Below are 16,043 nucleotides of genomic sequence, written 5' to 3' on the forward strand. Positions count from 1 at the left end.
GCGGCACAGACTGAACATTCTCCCCACCCCACGGTCAGTTATTCAGGCATCACACACCCTGTGTTCCTTGACTCAGAGGGTTCGTTCAATGAAAGAGTGGGAAGTCATCTTTGCCGACCAGAAAGGCGTGCTCACTACCCTGAAGCTGCACGGCGACCAGTGCCCCAGCGAGGAAGACGCCGCGCGGGCCATCCGTTCGCACCTGTTCCCGGTGATGGACGAGCTGGACCTCAACGACTTCCAGGACCGCAGCATTTCCCCCACCGCACGCTGGCTCAAGGAGCAGAGCGGCGTGACCATCACCAGCATCCAGGAAACGCCCTGAACCACACGTTTGCGTGGTGCCTTGCCAGGCACTACGCTGGGTGAAGGTGTCAGCCTATTCTGCGGGCTGGCGCCGCTTCAATTCGCGTCTTGCATCAGCTCGAACTGCCCGGCGGTTGCCGGCAGGTGCGTAGTGCACGGAAAGTCTATCCATTGCATTATTCAGGAGGACGATTCATGAGCAGCCAGAACGACGATATCAGCAGCAACGTCCTGCGCCAGATGAAAGCAGGCGGTTTCGACTTCACCCAGATCCACCCCATCGAGTTCTACGCCGTATTCCCCGACGAAGCAGGGGCCCGCCGCGCGGCTGGGCAGTTTCGCGGGGAATCACTGAATGCCCAGGTGAAGGAACTGGGCGACGGTGCCTGGCACCTGGAGCTGAGCAAGGTCATGTATGCCACCTATGGCGGGATTGGCGACTTCGAAGAGGCCTTTGAGCAGTTGGTGACACCTTATGGTGGTGAGGTGGAAGGGTGGGGGGTCAAGCAGGAGCGGCCCATAGCCTGAAAGTTTTGTGTTGCCTTCTTCGCGGCGGTTCGACGCCTCGATAAACCCGCTCCTACAGGTGTATCACCGCCTTCCAGGCCTGTGATATCCCTGTGGGAGCGGGTTTACCCGCGAAGAGGCCCTCAAGGCCTACGCTTGGCCATATGCCCCAGATATGCCAACAATGCATCCAGCTCCCGCTCACTCAACACACTCTCCGCAAACCCCGGCATCTTCGCCTGCGGCCACTGCCGCACACTCTGCGGGTCCCGAATCAACTTGCGCAAATAAGCCGGCTGGAAATACTCGGTCGGGTTATGCGGCACATTCAAGTCCGGCCCCACCTGCGCATCCCCCGCACCGTTCAGCCGGTGGCAGGCCAGGCAGTTCTGCTGGAACAAGGCAAAGCCCTGGCGCACCGGGCTATCGGCCGGCAACTTAGGGTCGGGCAACAACGCCGGAAAACGCTGCTCCACCGCGGCCAGCTTGCGAATACTGGAAATCTGGAACGGCCATTGCTCCGGGCGAATGCCGCTGGCCTGCGGCGCCGTCCACACCAGGTAGAACGGCCCCGCGCTCGGCTTGCCCTGGCCCAGTGGCGGCCACGGCTTGCCTGGATCTTCCACGGCCAGCCAGGCCCGTGCCGGCCCTTGCTGCAACAGTGGCGCAGCAGGCATTTCGGCGGCAAAGCCATCCAGCGCCACCGCTTGCAGGTGGTCGCTGGCGCTCACGCCCTCCAGCAGCGTGGCCAATGGCACCGCCCGGTAGTGCATGGGGCGCTTGTAGGAAACGTCCTGGTTGATGCTGATGTCTTGGGCCTGCGGGTGGCCGAGCAGTTCGGCACTGCTCCACTGGCGCGCGGTGGCGCCAAGTTCAAGGTGCAGTTGCGCCGCCGACAGCGGCAGGCTCAGCAGCAACGCTAACAGGGCAAGGCAGTGGCGCATGGGCAATCTCCGACCATCAAGGCCAGAAGATTACCTGTGCGTTGCCGAGTGGCGCCACCGCCGCCGACGTCATCCGAACAAACGTGTAAGGTTCGGCAAGATCAACAGCAAAGTCGTGGCGAAGAGAATGAGCCCAGCTTGGCGAATTTTCGATTGTCTGAACATGGCTGACCGCCTTCTTGTTGTTATTCCTGAATACCCGTTGGCTTCCTTGTCGCGCTGCGGGTCGATCGCAGTGGCGTTACTTGCGCCTGAACTGCTTGCCTCTTTGTATGTGGATATACAACCAACAGTAGGGGCTGCGTCATCCATGTTTGAGAATCCTTTGTTCTAACTGGTTGGCTCCTTGATTTCGTCTGGCTATGAGGCCAAGTGCCAGCCCACTGGCATGCGCTGGCTAGACAGTGGCGCAAGTACCGGCCAGGGCCCGACGAAATGTGACCGTTCGTCAGTGCAGCCTACTTGCTTGTACGTGCCTTTCGCGTCAGTCTCTACAGCAGATTCCCACCCATGTCGTTCAGGACTATCCCTATGTCGTTACGCATCTGCATCCTTGAAACCGATGTCCTGCGACCGGAGTTGACCGCGCAGTACCAGGGCTACGGCAGGATGTTCGAGCAGCTCTTCTCGCGTCAGCCGATTGCCGCCGAATTTTGTGTGTATAACGTGATGCACGGCGACTACCCCGCCGACAATGAAGTGTTCGACGCCTACTTGGTTACGGGCAGCAAGGCCGATTCGTTTGGTACCGACCCCTGGATCCAGACCCTCAAGGCCTACCTGCTGAAGCTTTACGAGCGTGGTGAGAAGCTGCTGGGTGTGTGTTTTGGTCACCAGTTGCTGGCGTTGACCCTGGGCGGCAAGGCCGAGCGGGCCGAGAAGGGCTGGGGCGTGGGTATTCACCGTTACTCGTTGGCGGCCCATGCACCATGGATGGACCCGGAGGTGTCGGAACTGACCTTGCTGATCAGCCACCAGGACCAGGTGACCGAGTTGCCGGAAGGCGCCACGGTGATCGCCTCCAGCGACTTCTGCCCGAATGCGGCGTACCACATTCGTGACCAGGTGCTGTGCTTCCAGGGCCACCCGGAGTTCGTGCACGAATACTCCCGCGCGCTGCTGGATGCGCGCCAGGAATACCTGGGTGACGAGGTGTACCACAAAGCCGTGGCCAGCCTGGCCAGCGAGCACCAGGGCGACCTGGTGGGGGAGTGGATGTTGCGGTTTATCCAGCAATCGGTGAGCAAGCACGACGCGGCGTGATGGCCGGGGGCTGCTGCGCAGCCCGATCGCGACACAAGGCCGCTCCTACACAGGTAACCCGCAATGTTCGGCATTGTGGTGACCCTGTGGGAGCGGGTTTACCCGCGAAGAGGCCCTCAAAGCCAACCCGACTTCTTGAAGCTGGCAAACAACCCCGTACAGCCCAGCACAATCACCCCCAGCACCCCAAAATACCCGTAGTGCCAGCCCAGCTCCGGCATGTTCTGGAAGTTCATCCCGTAAATCCCGGCAATCGCCGTGGGGAACGCCAGGATCGCCGCCCAGGCCGCAAACTTGCGCTGCACGATGCTTTGCCGTGAAGACTCCAGCAGCATGCCGATCTCGATGGTCTGGCTGGCGATGTCGCGGATGCCGGCCAGGTCCTCCATCTGCCGCGTCACGTGGATCTGCACGTCACGAAAATACGGGCGCATGTTCTTGTCGATGAACGGGAAGCTCAGGCGCTGCAGTTCCTCGCTCACCTCGACCATCGGCGCCACGTAGCGGCGCAGGCGCAGGATGTCGCGGCGCAGGCTGTGCAGGCGGCGGATGTCGTCCTCCTGCAGCGAACCGCCGAGCACGCTTTGCTCCAGCTCTTCGATCTCGCCATGAATGGCCTCGCTGACCGGCTGGTAGTTCTCGGTGACGAAGTCGAGCAGGGCGTACAGCACGAAGTCTTCGCCGTGCTCCAGCAGCAATGGCCGCGCCTCGCAGCGTTGGCGAACCAGAGCGTAGGACTTGGAGTGGCCGTTGCGGCAGGTAATGATGTAGCCGTTGCCGGCGAAGATGTGGGTTTCGATGAACTCCAGCTTGCCTTCGTGGCGCACCGGCGAGTAGGTAACGATGAACAGGGCGTCGCCGAAGGTTTCCAGCTTGGGCCGGCTGTGCTTTTCCAGGGCATCTTCAATGGCCAGTTCATGCAGGTTGAACTGGCGCTGCAGGTTGGCCAGTTCCTCGGCGTTGGGCTCTTCCAGGCCGATCCACACGAAATGCCCCGGCTTGCGCGCCCACTCACTGCCTTCGTCAATGTTGATGTTGGTGACCTTTCTGCCGGCGCTGTACACCGCCGATGCCACGACTCGACCCATGGTTGTCCGCTTATTCCGGTTGAACACGGGTTACAGCTTGGGCTGTACCAGGCTGGAGAGCAACCTAGCCTTGGGCCAATTCCCCTTCCATGCGGTCAATGCACTGCTGCATCTGCCCCCGGCACTGCTCGATCAGTGCCGGCAGGTCCTGCAGGGTCATGCCCGCGGTGGCAATCGGTGGCAGCGAGCGCACGATCACCGTGCGCTGGCGCCAGCTGTTCAGGCTCAGGCGCCGGGCATAGCGGCTGACACACACCGGCACGATCGGCACGCCGGCCTCGATGGCCATGTGAAACGCGCCTTTCTTGAACGCCAGCAAATGCTCGCCGGCATTGCGCGTGCCTTCGGGGAAAATCCAGATCGAGGTGTCGTCCTGCAGCACCCGTGTGGTCTTCTGCATTGCCTTGCGTGCCTGGTAAGAGTTGTTGCGGTCGATCAGCACGTTGCCGCCCAGCCAGAACAGCTGGCCGAACAGCGGGACCCAGCGCAGGCTTTTCTTGCCGATGGCCACCGTGCGTTGTGGCACCACCTGGCCGAGTACGAACAGGTCGAAGTTGGACTGGTGGTTGGCGACGATCACACAGCCGGGCGGCTGGTCCCACAGTGGGCCGACTTCGGCCTTGACCTTGATGCGCATCAGCCAGGTAGCCGGCAGGCTGTAGAGGTGGGCGAATACTCGGCTGTTGTCGGGGTTGAAGGGGCGGCACAGGCCAATCAACAGGCCCATGGCGCCAACCGCGAGAAAATGCAGCGCCAGCAGGAGCATGCGCAATGAATAAAGCATGGTACGACTCACACCAGACAAACGCCGGGCAGTGTACGGGCGTGCACTGGTTGGGGCAAACCTTGGTGTGAGTCTGTTCCGGCCCTTTCGCGGCGGTTCGACGCCTCGATGAACCCGCTCCTACAACGGGCATGCATAACCTGTGTAGGAGCGGGTTTACCCGCGAAGAGGCCGGCAAGGTCAACCCATATGCTGCTGGTCCAACTCGATCGCCTTGTCCAATGCCTCAAGCAACCCTTTGCGCACTTTCAGCTTGGTATTCTTGTGCGCCAGCATGTTCAGCTTCTTCAACTCCCGCGCCGCAGCCAGTGCCGCTTCCTGCAACTGCTCGGCCGGCACTACCTTGTCGAGGAAACCGGCATCCACCGCACCTTGCGGGTCAAACACCTCGGCATTGATCACCGAGCGGTGGAAGGCCGAACGGCGCAGGCGGTCGCGGGCCAGCTCGATGCCGGCATGGTGCATGGTCATGCCGATCTGCACTTCGTTCAGGCATACCTTGTACGGCCCTTCGACGCCAATGCGGTAGTCGGCCGACAGCAGCAGGAAAGCGCCCTTGGCCACGGCATTGCCTGGGCAGGCGACCACCACCGGGAACGGGTGGGCCAGCAGGCGGCGGGCGAGGGTGGAGCCGGCGGTGACCAGGCTGATTGCCTCTTTCGGGCCGGTGGTCATCACCTTCAGGTCGTAACCGCCCGACAGAATGCCCGGCTGCCCGGTGATGATCACCACCGCACGCTCTTCGACGGCGCGGTCGAGCGCGGCGTTGAAGGCGGTAATGACATCCGGCGAGATGGCGTTGACCTTGCCGTTGTTCAGGGTCAGGGTGGCGATGCCGTCTTCGGCGTGGTAGGTAATCAGCTCGCTCATGGCAGAGTCCTTTTGTTGGCGTGGCGACGACGTTACCCAGCGCCAAGGGCGAGGTAAAGCAGCAAGGCTGACTGGTCGGTCAGCGTTCAACGCGGCTCAAATGCAAATACATGAAAAAATTGAAAAAAATGCTTGCCAAAGGGAAGCTGTTTCACTAAATTAGCGCACCTCGACAGGCTGCAAGGCTTGAAGAGAAAACGGTGAAGTGTCCGAGTGGTCGAAGGAGCACGCCTGGAAAGTGTGTATACGAGAAATCGTATCAAGGGTTCAAATCCCTTCTTCACCGCCACATTCTACGAAGAGCCCCCGCGCTGAAAAGCCCGGGGGCTTTTTGTTTTCAGGGCCATTGGGGCTGCTGCGCAGCCCATCGCGACGCAAGGCCGCTCCTACAGGGGGATCGCGTCGATTTCAGGTGAGCGCGGTCCCTGTAGGAGCGGCCTTGTGTCGCGATGGGCCGCAGAGCGGCCCCAAAATCTCAAAAGCTGACCGAAGCCGACAGCCGAGCCGTGCGCGGCGCCCCCTGGAACAGGTAGTTGTCCCCCAGGTAATCCCCCACATCCCGCCAATAACGTTTGTCGAACACGTTATCCACCGTCAACCGCAGCACCGTGTCATACCCGCCAATGCGCGTGCGGTAGCGGCTACCCACATCGAACACCGTATACCCGCCAACCTGCACATTCCCCGCCTGGCTCGCATACTTGCTGGCGCTATACCGCGCCCCGCCCAGCAGCGCCAGGCCTGGCACCGGCAGGCTGTATTCCGCGTGCAAGGCCGCCCGGACCCTGGGCACGTTGATCGCCTGGTGGCCTTCATAGTCATCCGTGCCGCTGTTCTGCACCCGCGCACGAATGGCTGCGGCGCTGGCCTGCAGCTGCAGGTTCGAGGTCACCCAGCCACTGGCGCCCAGCTCCAGGCCGGTGTTCTTCTGCTGGCCTTGTTGCACGTAGGTGAAATTGCCGGCGCCGTCCGGGCGGGCGTACTGGTAGGCCTGGCGAATCTGGAACAGCGCGGCGCTGAAGCTCAGGCCTTGCCAGTCGTGCTTGAGGCCCAGTTCCAGTTGGTGGGACGTGGTAGGTGCGAGGATTTCGGCAGCATTGCTGGCAAACCAGGGTGCCGTGCCGCCAGCAGACAGGCCTTTGGCATAGCTGGCGTAGAGCGTGGTATCCGGCTGCGGCTTGTAGATAAGGGCAGCATTGGGCAGCAACTCGTATTGCCGGGTATGCCGCCCGGCAACGCCGTTCTCGTCCCAGGTCTTTTCATCCAGGCGCACTTCACGAGCACCCAGCACGGTCTGCCACTGCTCGTTGAAGCTGATGCGGTCGCTGACGAACAGGCCGTACTGGCGGCTGTCCAGCCGGCGCTCGCTGGCGCCAATCGGCTTGTCGGATGGCTCGAAGGCTGGCGCGCCGGTGTAGATGTTGCCGGTACCGAGCCACTCGTTGTAGTACGGACGCTGATCAAGGGTGCGCCGCTGCGCACTGCTGCCCACAGTCAGTTCATGCCCCACGCCCAGCGCATCGAAGCGCCCGTTGAGCATGGCCTGCGCCTCATCGGTGCGGCGGGTGTCGTCGGGGCTGCGGAAGTCGTAGATGTCGTAGTCGCCGTTGCTGCCGAAGAACGCGCCTTCACTCGAACCCCAGGCAAACGCGCTGTAGTCATCAATCACCACCTTGCTGCGCGAGGCACTCAAGGTGCCGGTCCAGGCCTCGTTGAAGCGGTACTCGAAGCGCCCACCCAAATTCAGCGAGTCGTTCTGCACCGGCTTGGCCCAGTGCTGGTAGGCCAGGCGGTCGTCAGGGTCGATGCCGTGAGGCACTTCAGTGCCACCGAGCAACTGGTAACCCGGCACCGAGCGTTGTTCGCGGTGCTGGTATTCGGCATCGAGCTGCAGGGTCGCGTCCGGGTTGATCTGCCAGTCGAAGGCCAGCGAGGCGAAGTCGCGCTTGCCGTCGGCGTGGTCGACGTACGAGCGGATGTCTTCATGGGCCAGGTTGGCACGCAGGCCAAACTGCTTTTCGCTGCCGAACCAGCCGCCCAGGTCGGTGGCCAGGTAGCGTTCGCCTTGTTCGTTGGTCGATACCGTGACGCTGCGCACGTCTTCGGCGCGCTTGGTCACGTAGTTGACCAGCCCGCCGGGCTCTGACACGCCGCTTTGCAGGCCGGACAGGCCCTTGAGCAGCTCCACCTGCTGCTTGTTCTCCAGGGCCACGTTCTGCTCGCCGGCGATGGTCTGGCCGTTGATGCGGTAGCTGCTGGCGGCATTCAGCTCAAAGCCGCGCACGTTGAAGTTTTCGTAGTAGCCGATGGGGGCATAGCTTTCGCCCACCGAGGCGTCGCTTTGCAGCACCTCGCTGAGCAGGCGTACCTGGCGGTCTTCCAGCAGTTGCTGGCTGAACACACTGATCGAGGCCGGGGTGTCGAGCAAGGGCGCGGGCAGGAAGCCACCAACGGCCGCCTGCCGTGCCTGGTAGCCATCGTTGGCGTAGGTGTCGGACACCTGCAGTGGGGCCAGCAGCACGCTGTCTTCGGCAAGCACATGGGGGCAATGCAGGGCCAGGCCCAGGCTGAGCAGGCTCAGGGGCAGGCGGGGGTGACGCGGGGGCATGCGGTGGGGCTCCTGGGGGCGCTACACCTGCACCGGCCTCTTCGCGGGTAAACCCGCTCCTACAAAGGGTTGTGATTTCCCTGTGGGAGCGGGTTCACCCGCGAAGAGGCCGGAACAGGCCATGAAAAAGGCGGCATCTTAACAGCCACCTTCAACATGAAACGATCAGGACCCAGCGATATTCAGTCAGTCTGTATTGGCCGGCCGCTTGTGCTGCCGCCAGTTGTCATCGATTTTCGACCAGGTCTTGCCATCGGTAATGGCCATGAGCTTGCGTCCATCCTTGAAGGTAACCAGAAAGGTGGCTTCTTCCTCCTTGCCACCCAGCCACAGCCCGGCCAGCAGCCCTACCGGCCCGGCCACCAGGGCGCCGGCCACGCCCCAGCCGAGGGCGCTGCCCAGGCTTCGGCTGGGTTCCAGGCTGGCCAACCGCAAGTCGCTGATACGTGCCAGGGAAATTCGCTCGCCCGGCGAGGGGCTACGCGGGGTCTTGAGCGTGAGCGATCCATTGCGATATTCACCTTCACCTTGCAAGAAATCGCCGGATTGCACCGTGAGTCTTGTCATAAAGTCGTCCTGTCAGGGAAAGGGCGTTGAGCAGCGCCTACTGAGCGCTGCCCGGGCGGGCAAGTCAACGGCAATGCGACGGAGGGTAGTGCGGTGGAATGTTGCCCTCAGGCCCCAGGCTGGCGCTGTCGGCGTGTAGGAGCGGCCTTGTGTCGCGAAAGGGGCGCGCAGCGGCCCCACATTTGTAGCTTCGCCGCCGATATTGTTGGGGCCGCTGCGCGGCCCATCGCGACACAAGGCCGCTCCTACAGGGGTTATGCGCCAGTTTTGCGGGCGGAAGTAAGCCATGCGAGCAATGCCAAAGCACCAATCACCAACCCCGCCACCACAATCCCCTTCCAGCCCTGGCGCTGGAACAACTGCGTGCCCAGCAACGACCCCAGCGCCCCGCCAATGAAGTAGCAGGTGATATACCCGGCATTCAGCCGCGTACGCGCCTCGGGGCGCAGGGCAATCACTGCGTTCTGGTTGCTTACATGCACCAGTTGCACTGCCAGGTCGAGCATCAGCACGCCCAGCAGCAGGGCCAGCAACGATTGTTCGGCAAACCCCAGTGGCACCCACGACAACAGCAACACCACCAGGCCCACGGTGGTACCCAGCGAGCCCTTGCCACGGTCGGCCAGGCGACCGGCCCAGTTGGCCGACAGCGCACCCGCCGCACCGGCCAGGCCGAACAGGCCGATGACCGCGTCCGAATAGTGGTACGGGCCTTTGGCGAGCAGAAACGCCAGTGGCGTCCAGAACAGGGCAAACAGGCTGAACGCCAGCAGGCCGAGCAACGAGCGCAGGCGCAATACCGGTTCTTCAAGGAACAGGCGGAACACCGAGCCGATCAGCGCCGGGTATTTCAGCCCGGCATGGCTGTGGTGTTGCGGCAGGCTGCGGTACAGCGCCACGGCAGTAATTGCCATCAGCACCGCAGCCAGTACATAGATGCTACGCCAGCCGCCCAACTCGGCCATGAAGCCGGCAGCTGTGCGCGCCAGCAGGATGCCCAGCAGCAGGCCGCTCATCAACGTGCCGACCGCGCGCCCGCGCTGGTGCGGCTCGCTCAGGGTCGCCGCCATGGGTACCAGGATTTGCGCCACCACCGAGAACAGCCCGGTCAGCGCCGTGCCGACGATCAGCCAGGTCAGGCTCGGGGCACAGGCACTGATGACCAGGCCGAGGGTGGAAATGGCGGTCATCACGGTGATCAGCCGGCGCTGCTCGAACAGGTCGCCCAGCGGCGCCAGCAGCAGCAGGCCGGCGCCATAGCTAAGCTGCGCGGCGATGACGATGCTGCCAGCGCTGGCGGTGCTCAGGCCGAACTGCTGGGCGATGCTGTGCAGCAGTGGTTGGGCGTAGTAGTTGCTGGCCACGGCCAGGCCGGTGGCGGTGGCCATCAGCAGGATCAGGGCGCGGCTGAGGGTGGGGGTGTGCATGCAGGTCTCGTGGCGGGCAGGAAATAAGGGGGGATTATCGGGAAGTGTCGGGCTTGAAGCCAAGGCATCTTGTGTTCGACATGGCATGTGTGGCGCCTGTGAGATCGAGCGCCGCCAGTGTTCGCCGAAACATTTTCAGCGTCTATTAGACCGAGCGCCGCCCGCGCGGCGCTTCGCGGCTAAAGCCGCTCCTACGTTTGTTTCGGGCCAGTCCATCCTGTGCCAGGCGCGCGCGACCGCCTTGTTTGTACGACGCGATTTCGAGGTGTGCGCCAAGGCGTACGTGCGCAAATGCCGAAGGCATAATTGGCCCGAAACAAACGCGCGCGACCGCCTTGTTTGTACGACGCGATATTGAGCCATGCGCCAAAGCGTTCGCGCGCAAATGCCACAGGCATAATTGGCCCGAAACAAACGTAGGAGCGGCTTTAGCCGCGAAGCGCCGCGCGGGCGGCGCTCGATCTCACCGGCGCCACAAAATCAAAGGCAGACACCTCGCAGCCCACCCCGTCCTGAGTGACTCAATCAGGCCGCAAACCCACCATCCACGGTCAAACTGGCCCCGGTGACATACCCCGCCTCAGGCCCCGCCAGGTAAGCCACAAAGCTGGCAATCTCATCCGCCTCGCCATAGCGCCCAATCGCCATCAGCGGGATCAGGCTTTCGGCAAACTCGCCACTGGCGGGGTTCATGTCAGTGTCCACCGGCCCTGGCTGCACGTTGTTCACGGTAATCCCCTGCGGACCCAGGTCGCGCGCCATGCCACGGGTCAGGCCAACCAGCGCCGACTTGCTCATGGCATACGGTGCGCCGCCGGCAAACGGCATGCGCTCGGCGTTGGTGCTGCCGATGTTGATGATGCGCCCGCCCTGGCCCATATAGCGTGCTGCCGCCTGGCTGGCGACGAACACGCTGCGTACGTTCACCGCCAGCATGCGGTCGAACTCGGCCAGGTCGAACTCGGTCACCGGTGCCACTGCCAGTACACCGGCGTTGTTGACCAGGATGTCCAGCCGGCCGAAGGCCTTCACCGCGTCATCCACGGCCAGTTGCACGGCTGCTGCATCGGCGCTGTCGGCCCGCAGGGCCAGGGCCTTGCCGCCATTTTCGCTGATTTCCCGGGCCAGTGCTTCTGCCGGGCCGGCCGAGCTGACGTAGGTGAAGGCCACCTGCGCGCCTTCGCGGGCCAGGCGCCGCACGATGGCTGCGCCAATACCACGGGAACCGCCCTGTACCAGGGCCACTTTGCCTTCGAGTGTAAGTTGCTTGGACATGCTGATCTCCTGCTGGAAGCCAGGCCGAAATGCCTTGGATGGGCGCAGTATCGGCGCTCGATTACCTGCTGATAAGATGGCAATCACTATCAGCAGAGTAAACCTTTGGTTGCCAATCATGGCCATGGAATCGTTCAACGCGTTGGAATGCTTCATCCGCAGTGCCGAGGTCGGCAGTTTTGCCGAGGCCGCCAGGCGCCTGAGCATTACCCCCGCCGCCGTGGGCAAGCACGTTGCCCAGTTGGAAGCGCGGCTGGGCGTGCGGTTGTTCCAGCGTAGTACCCGCAAGCTGACCTTGACCGAGGCGGGGCAGCGTTTTCTTGGCGAGGTCAGTGACAGTTTTCGCACTATCCAGTACGCCGTGGCCAACCTGGCCAGTGCCGAAGGGCAGCCGGCCGGGTTGTTGCGGGTGAGCATGGGCACCGTGTTCGGGCGCTTGTATGTGTTGCCGTTGCTGGGCGAATTCCTGCGCCGCTACCCGGCCATTACCCCGGACTGGCATTTCGACAACCGCCAGGTCGACCTGATCGGCCAGGGCTTCGATGCGGCGATTGGCGGCGGTTTCGAGTTACCGCCGGGGGTGGTGGCGCGCAAGCTGACCCCGGCGCACCGGGTGCTGGTGGCGGCGCCGGCGTATCTGCAGCGCCACGCGCCGATTGACGACCCGCAGGTACTGCAACGGCATGACGGCATTCTGATCCGCTCACCACAGACCGGGCGGGTGCGCTCGTGGCCTTTGACCAGCCGCTGGCAGGCGCAGCAGCCGCTGCAATTGCGCCAGGCGATGACCATGAGCGATTCCGATGCGGCGTGCGCGGTGGCCGAGCAGGGGCTGGGGGTGGCCTTGGTGAGTTTACCGTTTGCCGTGCCGTACCTGCAGGGCGGGCGGCTGCGGCGGGTGTTGCCGGACTGGTATGTGGACGACGGGCATATCAGCCTGTATTTCGCCGAGCACAAGCTGCTGCCGGGCAAGACCCGGGCGTTTATCGATTTTGTCGTGGAGCAGTTTGAAGGGCAGGGGTTGGCGGGGCGGTTTGATGCCCTGCAGGCCCTATAGCTGTGTATTGCCGGTACCGGCCTCTTCGCGGGTGAACCCGCTCCCACAGGTACGCCACAACCCTCAAATGCAGTGATATCCCTGTGGGTTTACCCGCGAAGAGGCCGGTTCAGGCAACATCGACAATGAACAATACCTGCGCTCCCAGGCTCACCTCATCATCAACTTTTTTGCCCAGCAACAGCTGCCCCAGCGGCGAGCGCGGGGTAATCACTGTGACCAGCCCAACCCCCTCACCAATCTTCAAGCCCGCCGCCTCAGGCCCAAGGAACACCCGGCGCTGCCCGCCATCTTCATCCTCCAGCGTCACCAGGTTGCTCACCTGCACCCCGCGCACCGGGTCGTAATCACGCAGCAGCAGTTGCTGGTAGATCAGCAGCGCCTGGCGGATCTCGGCGCTGCGGCGGGCCTGCCCGGTGGCCAGGTACGAGGCTTCCAGCCCCAATGTGTCGTACTTGTTCTCGGCGACGTTCTCTTCGGCGGTAGCCGCTTCATAAGCCGTTTGCGCCGCGCGGGTCAGCACGTCCAGGTCATGTTCGAGGGTGGCGACGATCTGCGCCAGCAGGTGGGTCTTGTCCATGGTCAGTAACAGAACTCCAGCACGTTGGCCTGGCTTTTGTCGGTGGGCGCGGTGCGGTTCTGCTGCAGCCAGAACTGGCACTTGGGGCTGTTGAGGTTGCGCGGGTTGCCCTGGGCAGCCTCGGCGGCCTGTTGCAGTTCCTGCTGGTGCAAGATGTTTTTGTAGCGATCGAACATCTCGGCCTGGGCGTCCTGCGCCGGTGCTGGCGCAGCAGGCGTGGCAGGGCGATAGGCGCTTGGTGCTACAGCCTGGGCCACCGGCTGTACCTGCTGCGGCCACAGCTGCAGCGCCAGCCACAGGCTCGCGGCAATGGCTACGGCGCCCAGCCACAGGCCCAGGGCAACGCACAGGATCAACGGCAACGGCTTGAGGGTGATCTTCAGTTCACGGTGGCGGGGCATGGCAGCCTCCTGGCAGGGTGGGTCCGGGTGCATTGTCGCATGCGTGTGGTTTTTAGGGTTGAAGAAGGATTTGGGCTGTTAGGTGTTTGGCACAGCATTTTTATCGCCTGTGAGATCGAGCGCCGCCCGCGCGGCGCTTCGCAGCACAAGGCTGCTCCTACATCTGTTTCGGGCCAGTCACGCCTGTGAGGTCACCGCTGTCCGCCTTGTTTGTTCCATTCGATATCGAAGGGAACGCAGTTGCTTTTAATCAATCTCCAGCCATGCACCAAGGCTGCCACCCACCTGCCACAGGAATAACTGGCCCGAAACAAATGTAGGAGCAGCCTTGTGCTGCGAAGCGCCGCGCGGGCGGCGCTCGATCTGTGCATCACCTCCACCCCCAAGCCCTACACCTGGCACCCCCACCAACCTCCCCGACTGGCAATTTGCAGTACTTTATGCGCAAAATCCGCGGTTTTTGCACCACAACGGGAGGGGCGCATGAAAGCCACCTGGGACATCTTCTGCAGCGTCGTCGACAACTACGGCGATATCGGCGTGACCTGGCGCCTGGCCCGGCAGTTGGTGGCTGAGCACGACCTGGCAGTGCGCCTGTGGGTGGATGATCTCAATGCCTTCACACCCATGTGCCCCGGCGCCGATGCCAGCGCCGCGCAGCAGTGGCAGCACGGTGTGGATGTGCGCCAGTGGCCGGCGGCCTGGTTGCCGGTAGCACCGGCCGATGTGGTGATCGGCGCATTCGCCTGCCAGTTGCCGGCGGCTTATGTCGAGGCCATGCGTGCGCGCCCGAAGCCGCCGCTGTGGCTGAACCTCGAATACCTCAGTGCCGAGGACTGGGTGGAGGGCTGCCATGGCTTGCCTTCGCCGCAACCCAATGGCCTGCGCAAGGTGTATTTCTTCCCGGGCTTTACCGAAAACACCGGTGGCTTGCTGCGTGAGGGCTCGTTGCTGGCCCGGCGAGACGCGTTCCAGCAGTCGGCCGATGCGCGCCAGGCATTTCTGCAGGGGCTTGGCGTAAACCCCGAGCAGGGGGCATTGCTGGTTTCGCTGTTCGCCTACGAAAACCCGCAATTGGCCAATTGGCTCGACGCCCTGGCCAGCGGCGCACAACCTTGCCACCTGCTGGTACCGCAAGGGCGCATCGTCGCGGGGCTCAGCCAGTGGCTCGGCGAGGCGCCGCTGCAAGTGGGGAGCGTGCGCAGGCGTGGCGCGCTGACCGTACAGGTGCTGCCTTTCGTCAGCCAGGACGACTTCGACCGGCTGTTGTGGAGCTGCGATTTCAACGCGGTGCGTGGCGAAGACTCGTTCGTGCGCGCGCAGTGGGCCGGGCAGCCGATGCTGTGGCACATCTATGTGCAGGGCGAGAATGCCCACTGGGAAAAGCTCGAAGCGTTTCTCGCGCATTATCGACGCGGTTTGTCAGACGAAGCCGATGCCGCCCTGCTTGGCCTGTGGCGCGCCTGGAACATGGATTTCGACATGGGCCAGGCCTGGCAGGCGGCCCGCCAGCATTGGCCGGAACTGCAGCAACATGCCCGGCTTTGGGCCGCACGGCAGGCCGCTCAGCCGGACCTTGCCATGACGCTGGTACAGTTTTACCGAAATTGGCTATGATATGCGGCCTCGATTTTTATAAATCCATCCAGATTCGGATACTTCGTAATGAAAACTGGTAAAGAACTGAAACCCGGTACCGTACTGCGGATCGACAACGACCCGTGGCTGGTTCAAAAAGCTGAGTTCACCAAGTCGGGCCGTAACAGCGCGATCATGAAGACCAAGCTGAAGAACCTGCTGACCGGCTACAAGACCGAAACCGTATACGGTGCGGACGACAAGCTGGACGACGTGATCCTGGATCGCAAAGAAGCGACCCTGTCGTTCATCAGCGGTGACTCGTACACCTTCATGGACACCACCGACTACACCATGTACGAACTGAACGCCGAAGACATCGACGCCGTTCTGCCGTACATCGAAGAAGGCATGGAAGACATCTGCGAAGCCGTGTTCTTCGAAGGCCGCCTGGTATCGGTTGAACTGCCGACCACCATCAGCCGTCAGGTTGTCTACACCGAGAACGCTGCTCGCGGCGACACCTCGGGCAAGGTCATGAAGCCTGCCAAACTGAAGAACGGTACCGAGATCCAGGTTGCCGACTTCATCCAGATCGACGAGTGGATCGACATCGACACTCGCGACAACAGCTTCAAAGGCCGTTCCAAGAAGTAATTCTTCTTGTGATGCGCAAAAAACCCGGCCTTGGCCTAATGCCAGTCAGTTAAGCTGACTGGCATTTTCATTTGCGCATGGGGTACTTCGCCGGTCGTTGCTTCACTGCTCGGGGAAACCACCGGTCAGGC

17 protein-coding genes and 1 tRNA gene are annotated in these 16,043 nt (G+C 62.7%); 7 read left to right on the top strand and 11 right to left on the bottom strand.

Annotated elements, in window-relative coordinates; translation table 11 throughout:
- Positions 1-88: 88 nt before the first annotated feature.
- Together ACIP1G_RS22105 and ACIP1G_RS22110 are read left to right on the top strand one after the other, a co-directional pair.
- Positions 89-325, top strand: a complete 237-nt coding sequence (locus ACIP1G_RS22105) for a hypothetical protein (RefSeq protein WP_400740768.1) — start codon at positions 89-91, stop codon at positions 323-325.
- A gap of 176 nt (positions 326-501) precedes the next feature.
- Positions 502-834 carry a ribonuclease E inhibitor RraB gene (locus tag ACIP1G_RS22110; protein WP_400740769.1) on the top strand — a complete coding sequence of 111 codons (333 nt, stop codon included), beginning with the start codon at positions 502-504 and terminating at the stop codon, positions 832-834.
- Positions 835-956: 122 nt separating this feature from the next.
- On the opposite strand, the gene ACIP1G_RS22115 is transcribed toward ACIP1G_RS22110, so the two are convergent.
- Both ACIP1G_RS22115 and ACIP1G_RS22120 read right to left on the bottom strand, forming a co-directional pair.
- Complete coding sequence (locus tag ACIP1G_RS22115) at positions 957-1,757, bottom strand: c-type cytochrome (RefSeq protein ID WP_400740771.1); 801 nt, start codon at positions 1,755-1,757, stop codon at positions 957-959.
- Positions 1,758-1,826: 69 nt separating this feature from the next.
- Entirely contained in the window at positions 1,827-2,069 is a 243-nt protein-coding gene (locus tag ACIP1G_RS22120) for a hypothetical protein (protein WP_400740801.1), read from the bottom strand.
- Positions 2,070-2,288: 219 nt separating this feature from the next.
- Here ACIP1G_RS22120 and ACIP1G_RS22125 point away from each other — a divergent pair, with 219 nt between their 5' ends.
- Positions 2,289-3,020 carry an amidotransferase gene (locus ACIP1G_RS22125; protein ID WP_400740773.1) on the top strand — a complete coding sequence of 244 codons (732 nt, stop codon included), beginning with the start codon at positions 2,289-2,291 and terminating at the stop codon, positions 3,018-3,020.
- Between the two features lie 116 nt (positions 3,021-3,136).
- Here ACIP1G_RS22125 and ACIP1G_RS22130 read toward each other — a convergent pair whose 3' ends face one another.
- The 3 genes from ACIP1G_RS22130 to ACIP1G_RS22140 form a co-directional block, all read right to left on the bottom strand.
- Positions 3,137-4,108: a magnesium and cobalt transport protein CorA gene (locus ACIP1G_RS22130; protein WP_400740774.1), complete on the bottom strand. Its 972-nt coding sequence runs from the start codon at positions 4,106-4,108 to the stop codon at positions 3,137-3,139.
- A gap of 64 nt (positions 4,109-4,172) precedes the next feature.
- Complete coding sequence (locus ACIP1G_RS22135) at positions 4,173-4,892, bottom strand: lysophospholipid acyltransferase family protein (RefSeq protein ID WP_400740776.1); 720 nt, start codon at positions 4,890-4,892, stop codon at positions 4,173-4,175.
- Between the two features lie 180 nt (positions 4,893-5,072).
- A complete protein-coding gene (locus tag ACIP1G_RS22140; protein ID WP_400740778.1) occupies positions 5,073-5,762 on the bottom strand; it encodes a crotonase/enoyl-CoA hydratase family protein in 690 nt (229 codons plus the stop codon).
- Between the two features lie 199 nt (positions 5,763-5,961).
- On the opposite strand from ACIP1G_RS22140, the gene ACIP1G_RS22145 reads away from it, so the two are divergent.
- A tRNA-Ser gene (locus ACIP1G_RS22145) sits at positions 5,962-6,051 on the top strand.
- Positions 6,052-6,237: 186 nt separating this feature from the next.
- Here ACIP1G_RS22145 and ACIP1G_RS22150 read toward each other — a convergent pair.
- The 4 genes from ACIP1G_RS22150 to ACIP1G_RS22165 all read right to left on the bottom strand — a co-directional run bounded on the left by ACIP1G_RS22150 (position 6,238) and on the right by ACIP1G_RS22165 (position 11,639).
- Positions 6,238-8,370, bottom strand: a complete 2,133-nt coding sequence (locus ACIP1G_RS22150) for a TonB-dependent siderophore receptor (protein ID WP_400740780.1) — start codon at positions 8,368-8,370, stop codon at positions 6,238-6,240.
- A 186-nt stretch (positions 8,371-8,556) separates the two neighbouring features.
- Entirely contained in the window at positions 8,557-8,937 is a 381-nt protein-coding gene (locus tag ACIP1G_RS22155) for a hypothetical protein (protein ID WP_400740781.1), read from the bottom strand.
- A 254-nt stretch (positions 8,938-9,191) separates the two neighbouring features.
- Positions 9,192-10,364 (bottom strand): MFS transporter, encoded by a 1,173-nt coding sequence (locus ACIP1G_RS22160; protein ID WP_400740782.1) that lies wholly within the window; start codon positions 10,362-10,364, stop codon positions 9,192-9,194.
- Between the two features lie 525 nt (positions 10,365-10,889).
- On the bottom strand, positions 10,890-11,639 hold the full coding sequence (locus ACIP1G_RS22165) for a 3-oxoacyl-ACP reductase family protein (RefSeq protein ID WP_400740784.1): 750 nt from the start codon (positions 11,637-11,639) through the stop codon (positions 10,890-10,892).
- 118 nt (positions 11,640-11,757) lie between these two features.
- Between ACIP1G_RS22165 and ACIP1G_RS22170 the strand changes: the two genes are divergently transcribed.
- Positions 11,758-12,696: a LysR family transcriptional regulator gene (locus ACIP1G_RS22170; protein WP_400740786.1), complete on the top strand. Its 939-nt coding sequence runs from the start codon at positions 11,758-11,760 to the stop codon at positions 12,694-12,696.
- A 109-nt stretch (positions 12,697-12,805) separates the two neighbouring features.
- On the opposite strand, the gene ACIP1G_RS22175 is transcribed toward ACIP1G_RS22170, so the two are convergent.
- Positions 12,806-13,276 (bottom strand): transcription elongation factor GreAB, encoded by a 471-nt coding sequence (locus tag ACIP1G_RS22175; protein WP_400740788.1) that lies wholly within the window; start codon positions 13,274-13,276, stop codon positions 12,806-12,808.
- A 2-nt stretch (positions 13,277-13,278) separates the two neighbouring features.
- Entirely contained in the window at positions 13,279-13,677 is a 399-nt protein-coding gene (locus ACIP1G_RS22180; RefSeq protein ID WP_400740790.1) for a hypothetical protein, read from the bottom strand.
- 483 nt (positions 13,678-14,160) lie between these two features.
- On the opposite strand from ACIP1G_RS22180, the gene earP reads away from it, so the two are divergent.
- Both earP and efp read left to right on the top strand, forming a co-directional pair.
- Complete coding sequence (earP, locus tag ACIP1G_RS22185) at positions 14,161-15,294, top strand: elongation factor P maturation arginine rhamnosyltransferase EarP (RefSeq protein ID WP_400740791.1); 1,134 nt, start codon at positions 14,161-14,163, stop codon at positions 15,292-15,294.
- A gap of 48 nt (positions 15,295-15,342) precedes the next feature.
- Complete coding sequence (gene efp, locus ACIP1G_RS22190; RefSeq protein ID WP_012271109.1) at positions 15,343-15,912, top strand: elongation factor P; 570 nt, start codon at positions 15,343-15,345, stop codon at positions 15,910-15,912.
- Positions 15,913-16,043 lie beyond the last annotated feature (131 nt).

The organism is Pseudomonas sp. NPDC089392 (assembly GCF_044749595.1).
GTDB lineage: Bacteria > Pseudomonadota > Gammaproteobacteria > Pseudomonadales > Pseudomonadaceae > Aquipseudomonas.